This is a genomic window from Aeromonas sp. TS_SC_11 (genome assembly GCF_057318915.1).
Genome location: NZ_CM170470.1, coordinates 4,388,192 through 4,405,884, shown reverse-complemented (window position 1 = coordinate 4,405,884; position 17,693 = coordinate 4,388,192). Strand labels below are relative to the sequence as shown.

Here is a 17,693-nt window from a genome sequence, read left to right as displayed (position 1 = left end):
TTGTGGGACCGCAAAGCGGTCCCGCATCAAGTTTTTTAACTAGCAAATTCGACTAATGCGGATTGCTCAGTTTTAATTTTTACACCGAAACTTGTAATATTTGGCAACGTGGCGTTGTGGTGTTGAATTATGAACTCAGCAGGTGCGTGTTGTTTATCATGTGTGGTATGAGTATCACTCACTAACGTGATTTGAAAACCTTTTTCCGCTGCACTTCGAATCGTTGTATCTACACAAAATTCAGTTGCATAACCACAGACCACCAATTCAGAAACAGTTTGGTTTGTTAATATTTGAAGTAAGTCGGTTTTAAAAAAAGAGTCAGGTGTGGTTTTGCGAACATAAAAATCTGATTCAGTCCGATTCAAATTATTAGGCAATTTCCAGCCAGAACTTTGAAACTTTAGAATTTCATGGCTTGGTGTTTCATGTTGTATCCAAATGATCGGCGTTTTAGACGGTCGCGCCTTATCAGTGAGTTTATTGATATTTGAAATCACTTCATCAGATTTGTAAGGTGATGGTGTTGGTTCAAATAAGCCGACTTGGACGTCAATAATTAATAATGCTTTTGTCATTTGAATGTATACTCGAAATTTTAATTGCTAGTTAACGCCCGCGTAACAGGCGCGAGCTTGCGAGCGTCCTAATTGACGCGTTTGTTATCTGCATTAAAGTGCTTCTCTCATCCTCGAAAGACCTATCCGCACTCCTTCGGCGCTCTCCCACAACTCCTCAATAAGATCATCCATTATTGAAATCTTCTCCAAAATACCTTCTTCGGTAAATATGAGGTCGGGATTGTGAACAATCGCGTTGCGAAACTGGCCAACTTCTTGAACTTTGTTTTTGAATTCTTTTGTAAGATATTTCTTTTTAATTGCAAAGTTGATTAGGTTTCTCCAATTATTCTTACCCTGCAGTTTGCTAATTTCATTAGCGTCAGTTGCAACCAGCTCATCAAGATCTCTTATAGATGATAAAAGTAACTCCCATTTCCTTAAGAAGTCGGCAAACAAATCGTTTGATGTCGCAGCTACATTTTCTGCAACTTCTTCTTTTTGTTCGTCGGACACCTTTACTTGACCAAGACCTTCAATTGCCCTAACAAATTTCTCATCAACTTCACGGGTTATTACATTAATTTCATTCGACTCATCTAATGTAATAAAGCGATTATGCGCGACTTTACATCGCAGCTCATATAATCGATCCCAACGCTTCTTCAGATATCCACTATCACACTCAACAATTGGCGAGAAGTACCTTTGCCAGTTTGACTGGGGAACGAGTTCTTTTAATTCGCCTATATCAAGATCAGATATGCTACTCGCCTCAGATATTCTTTCGGTTATCTTTCTAATATCTCCAGTGGAATACTCCTTAAAAAGCAGGTTAGAAAGTTGAATGAAATCCAGATCATGCAGATAATTATCTGAACGGTCTGATTTTTTAGTTTTAATCGATTCTTCTACTTCATTTGGAATGGCATCTTTTGTCCAACGGACACCTATATTCGCAAGCATAAATTTAGCTATCAGCTTTCTTAGCAAATTTTCTGTGTGATGTATTTTGGGATAAGCGTCCTCACAAAGCTTACTCGCTATTTCATCCCATAAAATCTCTGCGGGCCTGCCGCTAATTTTTGTCAAGATGGCTCGAAGCAGCTTTAGAAGCTCCCGAAATTGCTGTTGATTGGCACTATTTACTAGAGCGAGTTTTATATGAAAATATCTTTGATGCCCTTCTCCGACATTGTCGAAATTTACATCATATTTAAACTCGCACTCAGAAAAAAATATTTTATTTCCACAAATTCTTACCTGATCATATGCTTGAATCAGGTTATTTAAGGAATCCACAGACTGGCAATAAGGTTCTTTTGAATCAATTAGAACAAGATATTCAACATTCAAATTCACTTCTCCTAATTAAGCAGATAACAGTGATTAGATAGAAGGCGGCACTAATCCGATAGTAGAGCCTTCCATATAACTCCGCTCTGCACTGATGGTGGTCATGAAAAAAACAATTAAATCAAAGCGTTACTAGTCTACCTCTGATGCTTGAATGTACTCGCTTGACCTCCTCTTTTTTACTCTATCATTACCACTGTATAAAAAAACAGTTCAGGACAGTGATGCGTTTGCATCACTACAGCATCCGTACTGAAAAGTCCTACTGGTACTGGGTCCGCAATTTCATATTTTTTAATCAACTACTACACCCGCAAAAACTCGGTGCCGTCGAGGTCAATGCCTTTCTCACCTTGCTTGTCTGTTTCTTCAGGCAAGGCTACCGCCCCTGGGTTTCAGCCCCCAGTTCGCTGCTTTTCACCCGCGAGGTAGCAACAATCGCTTCCATGACATGTTCCCGAGAGATGGATTGTCGATTGTCATCTTAAGGGGCCGGATTGAGACATGGAAAGAGGAAGTTGATAGAAACCTGAGTTGGCTCAATTAATTAGTGAGCAATCGATATTTTAAGTGCGTCATTGCTTCAGCAGAGAGTATGGAAATTCCCCTCACCCCAACCCTCTCCCAAGGGGAGAGGGAGCATATCTGCGGTTAGACGGGGGCTGTGGGTTGGCACTGTCTTGTCTTGATCCCCCTCCAAACCGCCGAGTCCAGCTCAATGAGTCAGGAGCGCCGTCAGGGATGACGGCGCAGCCGCGGTTGGTACAGGGATGTACCATCTGCGGCGTTCCGTCCGACCCAGAGAGCGAGATAAGGGAAACCGCCGTAGGCGGGCGGCTTGGCGGGGGAGAAGACCTTTGGTGACTTTGGGTCTTTCCAAAGTCACTCGCCCCGGCCAGAAGGGCGGGCGAAACCCCATCGAGGACGGAGTCCTCGCGTCCTGCGTGGCGAAGCCGCGCTACCAGATCAACTCCGCGATCGTCTGATTACGCTTCGCTAATCAGACCTACAGAGAAGCCAACACCAGACGTCGGGTAAGAAAAGGGAGCCTATCAGGCTCCCTTTTTGCAGACACGGCCAATGGTATTTGACCAATGCCGTCCCTTATCGGTTGGTCGCGGCCTTCATCCCTTCCACAAACTCTTTCAGACGAGTAAGCATATGCTCCGGATTCTTGTGGTGGGTCTCGATGATCTTCACCACGGCGGAGCCGGAGATGGCACCGGCGGCACCGGCGGCAATGGCTTCACGTACTTGCGCCGGTTCGCTGATGCCAAAGCCGAGCAGGGCGGGGGGCGCCTTGAACTCGCGCAGGGTATTGATCAGGCCATCCACCGGCATACCGGCCTTGGTCTCGGCACCGGTCACGCCAGCGCGGCTCACCAGATAGGTGTAACCACTGCCCAGCTCCGCCACCTGTTTCAGGGTCTCGGCATCGCCATTGGGCGGGGCGATAAAGATGCTGTCGATACCGAACTTGTCGGCGGCCGCCTTGTAGGGGGCGCACATCTGTACCGGCACGTCAGCGACCAGCACAGAATCCACACCCGCCTGCTGGCACTTCTCATAGAAGCCGTCGATGTGGCGCACATAAACGAGATTCGCGTAAACCAGCAGGCCAATGGGTAGCTGCGGGTACTTGGCTCGGATGCGAGCGAGCAGATCGAAGCAGTCGTCCGGGGTGGTGTGGCTCTCGAAGGCGCGCAGGGCGGCGCCCTGAATGGTGGGGCCGTCCGCCACCGGATCGGAGAAGGGAATGCCGAGTTCGAGGGCATCGGCGCCCCCTTCGACCAGGGCATCGACGATGGCCAGCGACAATTCGGGGGTGGGGTCACCCAGCATCACGAACGGTACAAAGGCGCCCTGATTGACCGCATCCAGACGGGAGAAGAGTTGTGCGTAACGGTTCATGACAAGGTTCCTTCTTTTTCAAAGATGTCGGCAACGGTGAAGATATCTTTGTCGCCACGGCCGGAGAGGTTGACGATGAGCACCTGCTCTTTTTCCGGTTCACTGCGGGCCATCTTGAGGGCGTGAGCCAGCGCGTGGGAGGACTCCAGCGCAGGGATAATCCCCTCGGATTTGGCCAGCTCCTGGAAGGCGTCCAGCGCCTCCTTGTCGGTGATGGAGACATACTCGGCGCGGCCGATGGAAGCCAGATGGGCGTGCTGCGGGCCGACGGAGGGGAAGTCGAGCCCCGCCGAGACGGAGTAGGACTCCTGAATTTGCCCCTGCTTGTCCTGCATCAGGTAGGAGTGCATGCCAAAGAAGACCCCCTTGCTGCCGTGACCCAGCGGCGCACCGTGCTCGCCACTCTCGATGCCGTGACCACCCGGCTCGACCCCGATAAGACGTACCTCCTTGTTGTCGATGAAGTCGGCAAACATGCCGATGGCGTTGGAACCGCCGCCGACGCAGGCGATCACCGCATCAGGCAGCCGTTCCTCTTTCTTGAAGCACTGGGCCTTGGCCTCTTCGCCGATCATCTTCTGGAACTCCCGCACGATAGTGGGGAAGGGGTGCGGACCGGCAGCGGTGCCCAGCAGGTAGTGGGCGGAGTCGTAGTTGGCAGCCCAGTCACGCAGCGCCTCGTTGCAGGCATCTTTCAGGGTGGATGAGCCGGAGTGCACCGGAATGACGGTGGCGCCCATCAGCTTCATGCGAAATACGTTGGGCTTCTGGCGCTCGCAATCCTTGGCGCCCATATAGACCCGGCACTTGAGGCCGAGCAGGGCGCAGGCCAGCGCAGTGGCGACGCCATGTTGACCGGCGCCGGTCTCGGCGATGATCTCGCTCTTGCCCATCCGCTTGGCCAGCAGCGCCTGACCCAGTACCTGGTTGGTCTTGTGGGCGCCGCCGTGCAGCAGGTCTTCGCGCTTGAGGTAGAGGCGGGTCTTGGTGCCCTTGGTCAGGTTGCGGGTCAGGGTGAGCGGGGTCGGGCGACCGGCATACTCGGTCAGCAGCTCCTGAAATTCGGCGATAAAGGCCGGGTCTTCCTGGGCATCGACGAAGGCTTTTTCCAGCTGAAGCAGGGCGGGGATGAGGATTTGGGGCACATACATGCCGCCAAATTCACCAAAAAACGGGTTGAGCAGGGTCATGGTTTCTTCCTTATACCTTGAGTCAAAAACGGAACATCAAAAACGATACAGAGATCCAGTGGCCGCCTTAGAGCGCGCGCAGGGCGGCGAAGGCGGCGGCGAGTTTGTGGCCATCTTTCTGGCCCGGGGCACTCTCTACCCCCGAGTTGAAATCAAGGCCGAGGCAGCCGACCTGAGCCGCCTGCAGGGCGTTGTCGGGATTCAGCCCGCCTGCCAGCATCAGCCTGGCTTTATCGAGATTGGCCAGCAGGCGCCAGTCGAACGCCTGACCGGTGCCGCCGCTCTGGCTGCCTACTTTCGTATCGAGCAGCAGCCGATCCGCCGGATAGTCGAGAGCGGGCAGCGGCTCGCCACTTGTGATGCCGACTGCCTTCCAGACTTGGCAGGTCGCCGGCAACAGCGGACGCAGGTTGTCGATATAGGCGGCGTCTTCATCCCCATGCAGTTGCACCGCGGCCAGTCCCAGCACCTCCACCGTTTTGGCGATGGTCTCTTGCTGGGCATTGCGAAACACCCCCACATAGGAGAGCGGCGCACCCGCCATCACGGTACGGGCGGTGGGAATGTCCACATAGCGCGGGCTCTTCGCCACAAAGATAAGTCCGCCGAATACGGCGCCTGCCTGATGGGCGGCGGTGGCATCTTCGGCGCGGGTCAGGCCGCATACCTTGTTCTGGCCCAGCACCAGCTTGCGCACTGCGGCCTCCAGATCGGCTTCCTCCATCAGGGAGGAGCCCACCAGGAAGCCCTTGGCATGGTGGCGAAGGTCGGCCACCTGGGTGCGATCCTTGATGCCCGATTCGCTGATCACGACCCGGTCGGCGGGAATGTCTCTGGCCAGCAGCTTGGTGCGGTTGAGATCCACGCTCAAGTCCCGCAGATCCCGGTTGTTGATGCCGATGACCGGCGCCCCCAGCGCGATGGCGCGGGTCAGCTCCTCCTCGTTGCTTACCTCGGTGAGCACGCCCAGATCCAGCTCTTTGGCCACCGCAAACAGGGCGCGATAGCCCTCGTCGGTGAGCACGGAGAGCATCAGCAGTATGGCGTCCGCCTGATAGTGGCGGGCCAGATAGAGCTGATAGGGGTCAATCATGAAATCCTTGCACAGCACCGGTTGCTGGACGCGGGTGCGCACTCGCGGCAAAAAGGCGAAATCCCCCTGAAAGAACTTCTCATCGGTCAGCACAGAGATGGCGGTGGCGTATTTGCCATAGATATCGGCGATGGCCTCCGGGCTGAAGTCATTGCGGATCAAGCCCTTGGAAGGGGAGGCCTTCTTGCACTCCAGAATAAAGCGGGTGGAACCGGCCTTGAGCGCACCGACAAAATCCCGATCGCTTGCTACCAGTTCACTCTGGAAGCTCTCCAGTGGCTGGGCCAGCTTGCGGGTGGCAACCCACTCCTGCTTGGCCGCCACGATTTTGCCGAGAATGGTCTGGTTGATGGAGGCCATATTCAGGTAGGCATGGGGGGCAATGGGGTCTGACATCTCGTTATCCTTGCGAAACTGGGTATTGCCGGTCGGGCGTTCTGAATGACTGCTGTGCGAAGTAGTGGCTGACATCATGCCTCCTGATGGCTCAGGGTGGCCAGCCGGGCGGCCAGATCAGCCGCCTTGCCGCTCGCCAGCACCGCCAGCACCTCGGCCGCCGCGCTCTTGAGATCCGCCGCCTTGCCTGCCATCAGCAGCAGCGGGGCCACGTTGGCGGCGATGGCGGCGTTGTGCGCCGGAGTGCCTTGCCCTGCCAGAATGGCGGCGGTGATGGCGCGGTTCTCTTCCGGCTCGCCCCCTTGAATGGCGCTGACCGGATAGGTCTCGAGGCCAAAGTCAGCCGGGGTGATCATGAATTCGCGGATCTCGCCGTCACGGATCTGGGCCACCTGGGTCGGGCCGTGGATGGCAATTTCATCCAGCCCGGCGCCGTGAACCACCATACCTGTTTTCAATCCCAGTGCCAGCAGGGTTTCGGCGATGGGGCGCACCAGCTCGGGGGCATAGACCCCCATCAGCTGATAGGTGGGGCGGGCGGGGTTGATAAGCGGCCCCAGCACGTTGAACAGGGTGCGGGTCTTGAGGGCCTGACGCACCGGCATGGCGTGGCGCACGCCAGCGTGGTACTGGGGGGCGAACAGGAAGCAGATGCCGAGTTCGTCCAGGCAGTGACGCGCCTGCGTCGGGCTCATGTCGAGCTTGATGCCCATCTTGTCGAGCAGATCGCTCGAACCCGACTTGCTCGATACCGAGCGGTTGCCATGCTTGGCCACTTTCAGGCCGCAGGCGGCGGCGACCAGCGCCGAGGTGGTGGAAACGTTGATGGTGTTGAGGCCATCGCCACCGGTACCGACGATGTCGCAAAACTCATAATCCGGACGCGGGAAGTCGCGCGCTTCCGCCAGCAGGGCTTCGGCGGCGCCGGCGATCTCCTCCGGTGTCTCCCCCTTGATCTTGAGGGCGGTCAATAAACTGGCGAGCACTATGGGATCCACTTCGCCACGAACCACTTGCCCGAAGGCGTCACGGGTGCTTTCACGGCTCAGAGACTGACCCTGATAGAGAGTGTTGAGATGATGATGCATAGGGTCTTCCTTACCGCACACTGCTAACTGGACGGGTGATATGGGCGAGCGCCTGAGTCAGCAGACGGGCCCCTTCCGAGGTCATGATGGATTCGGGGTGGAACTGGAAGCCCAGCACCCTGTCATCCTGCTGCTCTATGGCCATGGGCATGCCCTGATAGTGGGCAATCACAGTCAGCTCTTCCGGCACATAGGTGGCGACCAGCGAGTGGTAGCGGGCCACCGGCAGCGGGCTCGGCAGACCAGCAAAGGCGCCGTGGCCGTTGTGCTCAATCAGGGAGCGCTTGCCGTGGACGATTTCCCCCGCCGCACCGACGGTGCCGCCGTAGGCTTCGCACAGGGCCTGATGACCGAGGCAGATGCCGAGGATGGGCACCTGACCACGGGCCAGCTTGATCAGATCGATCAGGCAACCCGCTTCATGGGGGGCGCCCGGCCCCGGTGAGAGCACCAGCACGGCATCCCCTTCGCAGGCGGCGATCTCGCTCATGATGCGGCTCGCGGGCAGGCTGTTGCGGTAGATCTGCACCGGATAGCCGAGGGAGCGGAACTGATCCACCAGGTTGTAGGTGAACGAATCGAAGTTATCGAGCAGGAAGATATCAGTCATGGCTCACGTCCTTATGTTGCTCCTGCTGGGCGCTCAGGGCTTGCAGTGAGGTGCCATGGCTGGCGGCGATGGCGGCCAGCACGGCGGCCGCCTTGGCGCGGGTCTCGTCCGCTTCGGCCTGGGGTTTGGAGTCATAGACCACACCGGCACCGGCCTGCACATGAGCCACGCCATCTTTGACAAAGGCGGAGCGAATGACGATGCAGGTATCCATCTCCCCCGCGCCATTGATGTAGCCGACGGCGCCGCCGTAGCTGCCGCGGCGCTTGCCTTCCACCATGCGAATGAGCTCGCTGGCGCGGATCTTGGGGGCGCCGGTGAGGGTGCCCATGTTCATGCAGGCCTGATAGGCGTGCAGGGCGTCAAGGTCAGAGCGCAATGTGCCCACTACCTTGGAGACCAGGTGCATCACGTGGCTGTAGCGATCCACCTTGAGCAGCTCCTTGACGTAGCGGGTGCCCGGCTCCGAGATGCGGGCTATGTCGTTGCGGCCCAGATCCACCAGCATCAGGTGTTCGGCCACCTCTTTTTCATCCTGACGCAGCTCCAGCTCGATGCGACCATCGAGATCCCGGTTGATGCTGCCATCCGGGTTGAAGCCGCGGCGGCGGGTACCGGCGATGGGGTACATCTCGACGTCGCGGCTGGCGGCGCAGAACTTGACCGCGCTCTCCGGCGAGGCGCCAAACAGGGTGAAGTTCTCATCCTGCACGTAGAACATGTAGGGGCTGGGGTTGGTCTGCTTGAGGCGGCGATAGGCGGCCAGCGGGCTCGGGCAGGGCAGGGAGAAGCAGCGGGACGGCACCACCTGGAAGATGTCGCCACGGCGGATAAAGCCCTTGAGCTTCTCCACCTCGGCGCAGAACTGTTTGTCGCTCTTGTCCACACTCATGCCGCCGGTCAGGGCCGCAGTGGTTTGCGCCGGGATCCGGGCTTGCTGGCAGGCCAGTTTGAAGTCGGTGAGTCGCTCGGTGAGACGGGCATATCTGTCGTCCACATGGCTCTCGTCGCTGTCGCCGCCAAAGATGCAGGCCAGCAGCTGGGTAGAGCGCTCGATATGGTCGATGGTGATCAGGGTCTCGGCCACATAGAAGCAGTAGTCGGGGCAGTTGTTGCTCCCCTCCGGCACCTCTGGCAGATCCTCGAAAGAGGCGATCAGGTCGTAGGCGAAGCTGCCTGCCATAAACAGTGCTTCTTTACCCAGCTGGCACTGCAGCTCCTGTTGCAGGGTGCGCAGCACGTCCAGCACGCTGGTTCCCTTGAGGCGACTGTCTTCATCCAGAGCCCGATCGGAGGCGGGGAAGTCGAGCTGCAACTCGCCATCCACCAGCGTCTGGCTGATGACGGCGGGCAGACGCTCGGCCAGCAGGCTCTGCAACTGGGCGCCGTTGTCGTTCAGAGTGCGAACCCGCACAGTGCGCCCCCGGCACTCGATGCGCAGGCAGGCATCGACCAGCAGCAGGCTCTGCTTGCCGGCCTTGGAGTCGATCTCCACCGATTCCAGCAGCAGGTTGTTGGGGCGCCCCTGGCAGAGCTGGGTATAGAGTGCCAGCGGGTCGGCCACATAGGGGGCATTGAGCTTGAGGGTATCGAATTCACCCAGGGGCAAGCGAGTCGTATTGACGGTCATAGTGCGTTCCCTTGCGTGTGATGCGTTTTACCGATGTTCATGACATTGAATTCCTTGAAAATTAAATTGGTTTAGGCGGTTTCAGTAGGGTTGCCATCGCCATGTCAGTGTTCTTGTCTGAATTCTCGGTTTCATCACAGGTCCATTTGCCGGATAATAAAAAAGCCCGCTGGGGTCAGCGGGCTTTTTCTTTGGGTTCTTAATTTGCTGTCAGATTACAGATACAGCAACGACCACACGCCCGCATGTCAGGGAGTGTGCCACCACCAGATGGTCAGGATGGAAGTCGTTTGCATGATAAAGTCCTGTAAAAAGATGTTTGCAATGAAGTGCCTACAGAAAACGATAAAGCCGCGGCCAAGTCAAGTCGCTTTTTTGCCTATCTATCCCGATGGGGACCTGACCATGAGAGCGGAATAACCTGATGAGATTCGATCTTCACTGCCATACCACTGCCTCCGACGGCGTGCTGAGCCCCGCCGATCTGGTGCGCCGCGCCGCCGAAAAACAGGTCGAAGTGTTAGCAGTCACTGACCACGATACCCTTGACGGGCTTGATGAGGTGCGTCGTACCATCGAAGCCGAGCAGCTGCCGCTACGACTGGTGAGCGGGGTCGAGATCTCCACCGGCTGGGAGCACCACGAGATCCATGTGGTGGCGCTGGGGGTGGATGAAAAAAATCCGCAGCTGGTGGCGTTTTTGGCGGGCCAACGGGCTCGCCGCGAGACGCGCGCGCTGGAAATAGGGCGCCGTCTGGAGAAGTGCCTGATCCCCGGCACCTATGAAGAGGCCAAGGCGCTGGCCGGTGATGCTGCCGTGACCCGGGCCCATTTTGCCCGTGTGCTGGTAGCGCGCGGTGTGGCTGACAACATGCAGAAGGTATTCAAAAAGTACCTGAGCCGTGGCAATAAAGGGTATGCCCCGGCCGAATGGCCCGAGATGAGCGAGGCCATCACCGCCATTCACGCCGCCGGTGGGTTGGCGGTACTGGCTCACCCCAGCCGTTACGATCTCACCGCCAAGTGGATCAAGCGGCTGCTGGTGGCCTTCAAGGCGGCCGGTGGCGATGCCATGGAGGTGTCACTTCCCCAGCAGAGTCCGCAGGAACGGGCCAATCTGGGCCAGTGGGCCAAGGATCACGACCTCTATATTTCGGTGGGGTCTGATTTTCATTTTCCGTCCAGCTGGACCGAGCTGGGCCGCCACCTCTGGCTGCCAAAAGAAGGCATGCCGCTCTGGCTGGCCTATCCGGACCACTTTGGTCTCACCACCGAGCAGCACGCCGCCCTGCTGGCCAATCGCTAGCACGGGGTCTGCCGGTTGGCCCTCTGTTGCATGGGAGGGCAAACCGGCGTCAAACAGGTTAAGGTAGCGTCATGGGTCTGGAACCCGTGACCATACGAGCGGGCAGGCATTGCCGCCCCCATTGCGAGAACGAGCTATGAGTCAGCATTTTTACGTACACCCGGAAAACCCTCAGGCCCGTCTGATCGGCCAGGCGGTGCAGATCATCCAGAACGGCGGCGTCATTGCCTATCCGACCGATTCCGGTTATGCGCTCGGTTGCCAGATGGGTGACAAGGGCGCGCTGGAGCGCATTTGCCGCATCCGTCGCATTGATCCCACCCACGACTTCACCCTGGTGTGCCGGGATCTCTCCGAGATCTCTACCTATGCCAAGGTAGACAACACGGCGTTTCGTCTGGTCAAGGGCAACACACCCGGGCCCTACACCTTCATCTTCAAGGCGACCAAGGAAGTGCCGCGCCGCCTGATGAACGAGAAGAAGAAGACCATCGGCATCCGGGTGCCGGCCAACAACATAGCGCTGGCCCTGCTGGAAGCGCTCGGTGAGCCGCTGCTCTCCACCACCCTGATCCTGCCGGGTTCGGAGATGGCGGAGTTTGATCCGGAAGAGATCTTCGACAAGCTGGGCAAACAGCTGGATCTGGTGGTCAACGGTGGCTATCTGGGCGAGCAGCCCACAACCGTGGTGGACTTCTCCGACGACGAGACAGTGCTGCGTCGTCGCGGTGCCGGGGATCCCACGCCGTTTGAGTGATACTGCCGACCCGGCACCTGTGATGGCCACGCCAGCACAGGTCACCATGGGGGAGGGGCTTGCCCCATCCCCCATCGCGAAAGTGCTGGGGCAGCCCTATCATGAGCTGCCCCAGGATCTGTTTATTCCGCCCGATGCGCTGGAAGTGTTTCTCGATACCTTCGAAGGGCCCCTCGATCTGCTGCTCTATCTCATTCGGCGCCAGCAGCTGGATATCCTGAACCTGCCGATCCTGCAGATCACCGCCCAGTACATGGAGTACGTGGAGCTGATGCAGGGGCTCAATCTGGAGCTGGCGGCTGAATATCTGCTGATGGCGGCCTGGCTCGCGGAGATCAAATCCCGTCTTTTGCTGCCCAAGGCCCCCGAACTTGAGGACGAAGAGGAGGGAGAAGATCCCCGCGTCACCCTTATTCGTCGACTGCAGGAATATGAGCGCTTCAAGGTGGGGGGCGAGCGCCTCAATGCCTTGCCACGAGTGGAGCGGGAGATTTATATCGCCGCCGCCCTGCCGCCGGATTTCGGCTCTCTCAAGCCACTGACTCCCGATGTTTCACTGGTTGAGCTCGCCCTTTACATGCAAAGTGTGGTAAAACGCGCGACTCATTTCGAACATCACCAGATCCGCCGTGAGCAGATCCCGACCCGGGTGCGCATGGCGGAGATCTTGGCCATGCTCTCTCTGGGCCAGACATTGCGGCTGGAACAGGTACTCAAAATGGAAGAGGGACGCATGGGGGTGCTGGTGACGTTTCTGGCGCTGCTGGAGCTGTGCAAGGAGTCCCTGATCTGGATCCTGCAGGCTGAACCCCTGGGTCCGATCCATTTTGCCCTGGCGAGCCAAGAGGAGACCGGGGAGCGTGAACATGCGCACTGAGTTGTTTTCTTTGTCACTTCCTCGCAGCCAACTTGCCGGGGGTTGCGTGAATTTCCCGTTGCCCAGCCAGCCCGACGTCATGAGCAAGGAGGGCAACCGTGGCGCTGCCTGCTGAACGACTCAAGACACTGGTCGAAGCCGCGATTTTTATTGCCGGGCGCCCTTTGACCGTGAGCGAGCTGAAAAGCGGTGTGCTGGCGGATTACCCCGTCACCGGCCGCTATATTCAGCTGCTGCTGGCCGAATTGCGACAGGATTACAGCGAGCGGGGAGTGGAGCTTAAAGAAGTTGCCTCCGGCTGGCGCTTTCAGGCGCGCCAGGAGTATGCCGAGGAGCTCTCAAGGCTCTGGAGCGAACGGGCTCCCCGTTATTCGCGCGCCGTGATGGAGACGCTGACGCTGATTGCGTATCGGCAGCCCATCACCCGGGCCGAGATCGAAGCCATCCGCGGGGTGGCGGTGTCTAGCCAGATAGTGAATACCCTGAAAGACCGTGGCTGGGTGCGCAGCGTTGGTCACAAGGAGGTGGTGGGTCGCCCGGAGCTGCTCGCCACCACCCGGGAATTTCTGGATTATTTCAATCTGCAGAGCCTGGATCAGCTCCCCGAGCTGGATCCTGAACTGCAAACCCCCCTGGCCGTTATGCCGGCTGAGGGCCGTGAAACCTGATCCATGTCGTTGGCATTTGCCAAGGCGCGGGCCAGGTCTCTTAATGATTAAAGTGGTGCCGGATTGCCCTGACGGGATCTGGCACAGTAGTCAACGTTGCCCGTTATGCTGGCGGGCAGCGATCAACAATCAGGTAACCCCGATGAGTGAAAAACTGCAAAAAGTGTTGGCCCGCGCGGGTCACGGCTCCCGTCGTGAGATGGAGGCCCTGATCACCGCAGGTCGGGTCAGTGTGGATGGCAAGGTCGCCACACTGGGAGATCGCGTCGAAGTGAACGCCGTGATCCGTGTCGATGGCCATACGGTCAAGACCCGTGCCGAGGAAGAGATGATCTGCCGTGTGCTGGCGTATCACAAGCCCGAAGGGGAGATGTGTACCCGTCACGATCCGGAAGGTCGTCCGACCGTGTTCGATCGTCTGCCCAAGCTGGACAGTGCCCGCTGGATCGCGGTAGGCCGTCTCGACGTCAATACCTCAGGCCTGTTGCTGTTCACCACAGACGGTGAACTGGCCAACCGCCTGATGCACCCGAGCCACGAAGTGGAGCGCGAATACGCAGTGCGCGTGTTTGGCGAGATCACCGAAGCCATGTTGCAGCGCCTGCGCAAAGGCGTGCAGCTGGAAGATGGCATGGCCAAGTTCAACAAGATCAAACCGGCCGGCGGTGAAGGTCTGAACCAGTGGTTCAACGTCACCCTGACCGAAGGTCGCAACCGTGAAGTGCGCCGCCTGTGGGAATCCCAGGAAGTGCAGGTGAGCCGCCTGATGCGGGTGCGCTACGGCGACGTCACCCTGGATCGTGGCATCCCCCGCGGTGGCTGGCAGGAGCTGAAACTGCCGGAAGTGAACTACCTGCGCGGCCTAGTCAACATGCCGCCGGAGACCGAATCCAAGGTCGATCTGCAGCAGGATGGCAAGAGCACCCGCCACAAGCAGGCTGCCCAGATCCGTCGTGCCGTCAAGCGTCACAAGGACATGCAGGGTATGGAGCCGCGCGCCCGCAGCACCACGGCCCGTCGCAAGCCGACTTCCTCTACCCGCAACTCGGGTACCGGCAGCAAGTAAGCATTGCGCTGAGCCTCATGGGTTCATGCAAGGAAAGGCCCGCCTCTCAGGCGGGCCTTTTTGTTGCAGCTGTTTGCCGCTTATTATTCCAATCCCCTCCTTGCTGAATTAAACCACCCGGCGGACCCGCTGGGGGAGAGGGGCAAGGTTGCTCTGCCAGAGCGGGCTTGTTAGCCTTTGCGGCACTGATACAGGAGATAATAATGAGCAAGGTATTGGATGAGCTGCTGGCCCTGCTGGCGCTCGAGAAAATTGAGGAGGGCCTGTTTAGGGGCCAGAGCCAGGATCTCGGTCTGCGGGCCGTGTTTGGCGGACAGGTAATGGGGCAGGCCTTGTCAGCCGCCAAACAGACGGTGGCCGCCGATCGTCAGGTGCACAGTTTTCACTCCTACTTCTTGCGTCCCGGTGATGCCAATCGTCCCATCATCTACGACGTGGAGAATATCCGCGACGGTCAGACCGTCTCTACCCGCCGGGTCAAGGCCATCCAGGGTGGCAAGCCCATCTTCTATCTCAACGCCTCGTTCCAGGTCGAGGCCGAAGGGTTCGAGCATCAGATCAGCATGCCGGCGGGGATCACCCCACCCGAGCAGCTCAAGAGCGAACTGGAGCTGGTGCGTCCCTACGAGCATCAGATCCCGCCCGCCCTGCGTGACAAGATCATGTGCGAGAAGCCCATCGAAATTCGCCCTGTGACCCTGGTCGACCCGATCCGTCCGGATGTGCACGAGCCGCTGCGCCATGTCTGGTTCAAGGCCAATGGCCAGATGCCGGATGATCAGCGGGTCCACAAGTACCTGCTAGCCTATGCCTCCGATTTCCACTTCCTGTTTACCGCCCTGCAGCCCCATGGCGTCTCTTACTGGGAGCCGGACATGCAGGTGGCCACCATCGATCACTCCATGTGGTTCCACCGGGACTTCAGGCTGGATGACTGGCTGCTCTACGTGGTGGACAGCCCGAGCGCCAGCGCAGGTCGTGGTCTGGTGCGCGGCCAGTTCTTTACCCGCGATGGTGTGCTGGTGGCGAGCACGGCGCAGGAAGGGGTGATCCGCCGACGCGGTTGACCTCAGATGCCAGCTATAAAAAACGGGAGCCAGTGGCTCCCGTTTTGTTTTCCGAACCGGCAGTCAGGCCGTTTCACGCTCGGGGGCGAGCTGTACTTCCCCACCCTGGGCGAAACGGTCGGCCCACAGGGCGATGACGCCATCACCTGTGACGTTGCAGGCGGTGCCAAAGCTGTCCTGCGCCAGGTAGAGGGCGATCATCAGGGCGATGGAGGCTTCCCCGAAACCCAGCATGGAGGTGAGCAGACCCAGGGCCGACATGACGCCGCCACCCGGTGCGCCCGGTGCGGCTATCATGATGACGCCCAGCATCATGATGAAGGGCAGCATGGTGCCATAGCCGGGAATGGCCAGGTGCTCGGAGAGGAACATGACTGCGGTGGCGCAGGTCACCAGCGTGATGGTGGAGCCACACAGGTGGATGGTGGCGCACAGGGGCACTGTGAAGTTGGCGATGCCATGGCTCACGCCGTTGTTCTTGCTGGCCTGCAGCGCAACCGGAATGGTGGCGGCGCTGGACATGGTGCCGAGAGCGGTGAAGTAGGCGGGCAGCATGTTCTTGATAAGCATGGCGGGTGAGCGACCGAGCGCCAGACCCGTACCGACGAACAGCACGCTGAGCCAGAACCAGTGCATGACGATGGCCATCACCAGCACCACGCCGAAGGTCTTGAGGGTGGCGAAGACGGTGCCCTCCACCGTCATCTCGACGAAGACACCGGCGATGTAGAACGGCAGCAGCGGGATAATCACGCGGGCCAGCAGGCGGTCTATGATGTCACGGCCCTGATCGGCTACGCGGCGCAGGTCGGTGGCCTCGGTGGCGCTGATGCCGATGCCGAACACGAAGGCGGCGGCCAGGGCAGACATGACTCCGAACAGCGGCGGTATCTCCAGAGTGACGTAGGAGCTGAGCTTGATGGCGGTTTCCGTGGTGGGTTCGGCGGCTGTGGTCAGCAGCGGGATCAGATGGCTTGCCACTGTGAAGGCGAACAGACCTGCCAGTATGGTGGAGCAATAAGAGAGAGCCACCGTCTTGCCCAGCAGCTTGCCGGAGTTCTTCGGCAGGCTGGCGATACCGCTCATGATGAAGAACAGAATGATGAGCGGAATGGTGAAGGTGATCAGCTGACCTATGACTGTCTTGGCCGTAAACAGCAGGCGTGCAACCCATTCCGGGGCGTAGAGACCGAGCAAGAGACCGGCAAGAATACCGGCAACCAGTTTGAGGACAAGTTTCATAAGGAAATCCAGGTGTTAGTGTCTGATTTGTTATTTAATTCTGATTTTAATGCCGCTTTTTAACACAAGTGCCGCATCTTGTCTTCCAACACCTGGTTAGCTCAGAGTTAAATATTGTTAGCTGGATGATGAATTGCGGGGGATGGGCCCTTTGAAGCGACGGCGGCGATATTGATTCGTGGTGGGAGCGAGATCGGGTAGCCGGATCAGCAGGGCATGCAGCCAGCGGCCGTGCTCGGCATCCTCGCCGCACCAGCTCTGATGCAGCTCAAACGGCAGGGGAGCGATCAGTTGTTGCAGGCGGGCTTCATCGAGCCGGGTCTGCAGCGGGTATTCGTCCTGTGAGGATGCCACTGGGTTGCCGGATTTTCCCTCGTCATAAGGGAAGGAGCAGTAGAGCGGCGCCCGGGGTTTGAGCAGGCTGGCGAGATGCATCAGGGCGGGGGCAAGCTCCTCCTCGACCAGGCAGGGCAGGGAGCCGCTGGCCCAGATGCCGTCAAAGGGCAGGACGTTGTGCATCTGCTCGAAGCGGCAGACCCGCACCGGCTGGCCGCAGCGGCGCGAGGCCAGCTTGGCCTGGGCCAGGCTGGCATCAAAGGCGGTGACCATGAACCCCTGCTGCCGGAAAAAGAGCAGATCCTCGCCCGCTCCGCAGCCCGCTTCCAGCAGATGGGCGCCTGCCGCCAGCGGTTTCAGAAAACGCTGACGGGCTGACAGTGTGCCTGGATCCGCCACAGATGGCAGACTGGGGGAGGCATCATGACTGGGGGAAGCATCATGGTTGGGCAGTGGCGATATGGACATGGCAGGCACCTTCTTTCGAGGGCGCTACTCTAGCAAATTTGGCGGCGCGCTACCAAAGGCTCAGGTAAGCGA

The 17,693-nt window shown here is 58.4% G+C and carries 17 protein-coding genes; 7 read left to right on the top strand and 10 right to left on the bottom strand.

Annotated elements, in window-relative coordinates:
- Positions 1-35: 35 nt before the first annotated feature.
- A complete protein-coding gene (locus AC1P02_RS20325) occupies positions 36-578 on the bottom strand; it encodes a cysteine hydrolase family protein (RefSeq protein WP_485183145.1) in 543 nt (180 codons plus the stop codon).
- 93 nt (positions 579-671) lie between these two features.
- Positions 672-1,916: a hypothetical protein gene (locus AC1P02_RS20320; protein WP_485183143.1), complete on the bottom strand. Its 1,245-nt coding sequence runs from the start codon at positions 1,914-1,916 to the stop codon at positions 672-674.
- Between the two features lie 146 nt (positions 1,917-2,062).
- Between AC1P02_RS20320 and AC1P02_RS20315 the strand changes: the two genes are divergently transcribed.
- Entirely contained in the window at positions 2,063-2,404 is a 342-nt protein-coding gene (locus AC1P02_RS20315) for a phage integrase N-terminal SAM-like domain-containing protein (RefSeq protein ID WP_485183141.1), read from the top strand.
- Between the two features lie 616 nt (positions 2,405-3,020).
- Here the strand turns inward: AC1P02_RS20315 and trpA are convergent.
- The 6 genes from trpA to AC1P02_RS20285 form a co-directional block, all read right to left on the bottom strand.
- A complete protein-coding gene (gene trpA, locus AC1P02_RS20310) occupies positions 3,021-3,827 on the bottom strand; it encodes a tryptophan synthase subunit alpha (RefSeq protein WP_219597536.1) in 807 nt (268 codons plus the stop codon).
- Complete coding sequence (gene trpB, locus AC1P02_RS20305; protein ID WP_021139986.1) at positions 3,824-5,017, bottom strand: tryptophan synthase subunit beta; 1,194 nt, start codon at positions 5,015-5,017, stop codon at positions 3,824-3,826. The genes trpA and trpB overlap by 4 nt, the downstream gene beginning before the upstream one ends.
- A 67-nt stretch (positions 5,018-5,084) precedes the next feature.
- Positions 5,085-6,581, bottom strand: coding sequence for a bifunctional indole-3-glycerol-phosphate synthase TrpC/phosphoribosylanthranilate isomerase TrpF (trpCF, locus tag AC1P02_RS20300; protein WP_485183139.1), 1,497 nt, complete (start codon positions 6,579-6,581; stop codon positions 5,085-5,087).
- Positions 6,581-7,594 (bottom strand): anthranilate phosphoribosyltransferase, encoded by a 1,014-nt coding sequence (trpD, locus tag AC1P02_RS20295; protein WP_485183137.1) that lies wholly within the window; start codon positions 7,592-7,594, stop codon positions 6,581-6,583. Before trpD ends, trpCF begins: the two co-directional genes overlap by 1 nt.
- Positions 7,595-7,604: 10 nt before the next feature.
- On the bottom strand, positions 7,605-8,204 hold the full coding sequence (locus AC1P02_RS20290; RefSeq protein WP_485183135.1) for an aminodeoxychorismate/anthranilate synthase component II: 600 nt from the start codon (positions 8,202-8,204) through the stop codon (positions 7,605-7,607).
- A complete protein-coding gene (locus tag AC1P02_RS20285; RefSeq protein ID WP_111587520.1) occupies positions 8,197-9,834 on the bottom strand; it encodes an anthranilate synthase component 1 in 1,638 nt (545 codons plus the stop codon). The genes AC1P02_RS20290 and AC1P02_RS20285 overlap by 8 nt, the downstream gene beginning before the upstream one ends.
- Positions 9,835-10,258: 424 nt before the next feature.
- Here AC1P02_RS20285 and rnm point away from each other — a divergent pair, with 424 nt between their 5' ends.
- The 6 genes from rnm (at position 10,259) to tesB (ending at position 15,575) form a co-directional block, all read left to right on the top strand.
- Positions 10,259-11,140 carry an RNase RNM gene (gene rnm, locus AC1P02_RS20280; protein ID WP_256684579.1) on the top strand — a complete coding sequence of 294 codons (882 nt, stop codon included), beginning with the start codon at positions 10,259-10,261 and terminating at the stop codon, positions 11,138-11,140.
- Between the two features lie 136 nt (positions 11,141-11,276).
- Positions 11,277-11,897: an L-threonylcarbamoyladenylate synthase gene (locus AC1P02_RS20275; RefSeq protein WP_005319127.1), complete on the top strand. Its 621-nt coding sequence runs from the start codon at positions 11,277-11,279 to the stop codon at positions 11,895-11,897.
- Positions 11,890-12,774, top strand: a complete 885-nt coding sequence (locus tag AC1P02_RS20270; RefSeq protein WP_170946482.1) for a segregation and condensation protein A — start codon at positions 11,890-11,892, stop codon at positions 12,772-12,774. Before AC1P02_RS20275 ends, AC1P02_RS20270 begins: the two co-directional genes overlap by 8 nt.
- A gap of 98 nt (positions 12,775-12,872) precedes the next feature.
- Positions 12,873-13,442: an SMC-Scp complex subunit ScpB gene (gene scpB, locus AC1P02_RS20265; protein WP_021139994.1), complete on the top strand. Its 570-nt coding sequence runs from the start codon at positions 12,873-12,875 to the stop codon at positions 13,440-13,442.
- Between the two features lie 142 nt (positions 13,443-13,584).
- Positions 13,585-14,508 (top strand): 23S rRNA pseudouridine(2605) synthase RluB, encoded by a 924-nt coding sequence (gene rluB, locus AC1P02_RS20260; RefSeq protein WP_021139995.1) that lies wholly within the window; start codon positions 13,585-13,587, stop codon positions 14,506-14,508.
- A 203-nt stretch (positions 14,509-14,711) separates the two neighbouring features.
- Positions 14,712-15,575, top strand: a complete 864-nt coding sequence (gene tesB, locus AC1P02_RS20255) for an acyl-CoA thioesterase II (RefSeq protein WP_005319118.1) — start codon at positions 14,712-14,714, stop codon at positions 15,573-15,575.
- Positions 15,576-15,638: 63 nt separating this feature from the next.
- Here the strand turns inward: tesB and AC1P02_RS20250 are convergent, their stop codons facing one another.
- Positions 15,639-16,817: a dicarboxylate/amino acid:cation symporter gene (locus AC1P02_RS20250; RefSeq protein WP_408132392.1), complete on the bottom strand. Its 1,179-nt coding sequence runs from the start codon at positions 16,815-16,817 to the stop codon at positions 15,639-15,641.
- Between the two features lie 117 nt (positions 16,818-16,934).
- Positions 16,935-17,621 (bottom strand): class I SAM-dependent methyltransferase, encoded by a 687-nt coding sequence (locus AC1P02_RS20245; protein WP_219590216.1) that lies wholly within the window; start codon positions 17,619-17,621, stop codon positions 16,935-16,937.
- Positions 17,622-17,693: the final 72 nt, after the last annotated feature.

Coding starts and splice junctions, on each gene's coding strand:
- AC1P02_RS20245 (WP_219590216.1), bottom strand. CDS start 17,621: ATGTCCATATCGCCACTGCCCAACCATGATGCTTCCCCCAGTCATGAT.
- trpCF (WP_485183139.1), bottom strand. CDS start 6,581: ATGTCAGCCACTACTTCGCACAGCAGTCATTCAGAACGCCCGACCGGC.
- AC1P02_RS20290 (WP_485183135.1), bottom strand. CDS start 8,204: ATGACTGATATCTTCCTGCTCGATAACTTCGATTCGTTCACCTACAAC.
- AC1P02_RS20325 (WP_485183145.1), bottom strand. CDS start 578: ATGACAAAAGCATTATTAATTATTGACGTCCAAGTCGGCTTATTTGAA.
- trpA (WP_219597536.1), bottom strand. CDS start 3,827: ATGAACCGTTACGCACAACTCTTCTCCCGTCTGGATGCGGTCAATCAG.
- AC1P02_RS20250 (WP_408132392.1), bottom strand. CDS start 16,817: ATGAAACTTGTCCTCAAACTGGTTGCCGGTATTCTTGCCGGTCTCTTG.
- tesB (WP_005319118.1), top strand. CDS start 14,712: ATGAGCAAGGTATTGGATGAGCTGCTGGCCCTGCTGGCGCTCGAGAAA.
- trpB (WP_021139986.1), bottom strand. CDS start 5,017: ATGACCCTGCTCAACCCGTTTTTTGGTGAATTTGGCGGCATGTATGTG.
- rnm (WP_256684579.1), top strand. CDS start 10,259: ATGAGATTCGATCTTCACTGCCATACCACTGCCTCCGACGGCGTGCTG.
- AC1P02_RS20285 (WP_111587520.1), bottom strand. CDS start 9,834: ATGACCGTCAATACGACTCGCTTGCCCCTGGGTGAATTCGATACCCTC.
- rluB (WP_021139995.1), top strand. CDS start 13,585: ATGAGTGAAAAACTGCAAAAAGTGTTGGCCCGCGCGGGTCACGGCTCC.
- AC1P02_RS20315 (WP_485183141.1), top strand. CDS start 2,063: ATGCTTGAATGTACTCGCTTGACCTCCTCTTTTTTACTCTATCATTAC.
- AC1P02_RS20275 (WP_005319127.1), top strand. CDS start 11,277: ATGAGTCAGCATTTTTACGTACACCCGGAAAACCCTCAGGCCCGTCTG.
- trpD (WP_485183137.1), bottom strand. CDS start 7,594: ATGCATCATCATCTCAACACTCTCTATCAGGGTCAGTCTCTGAGCCGT.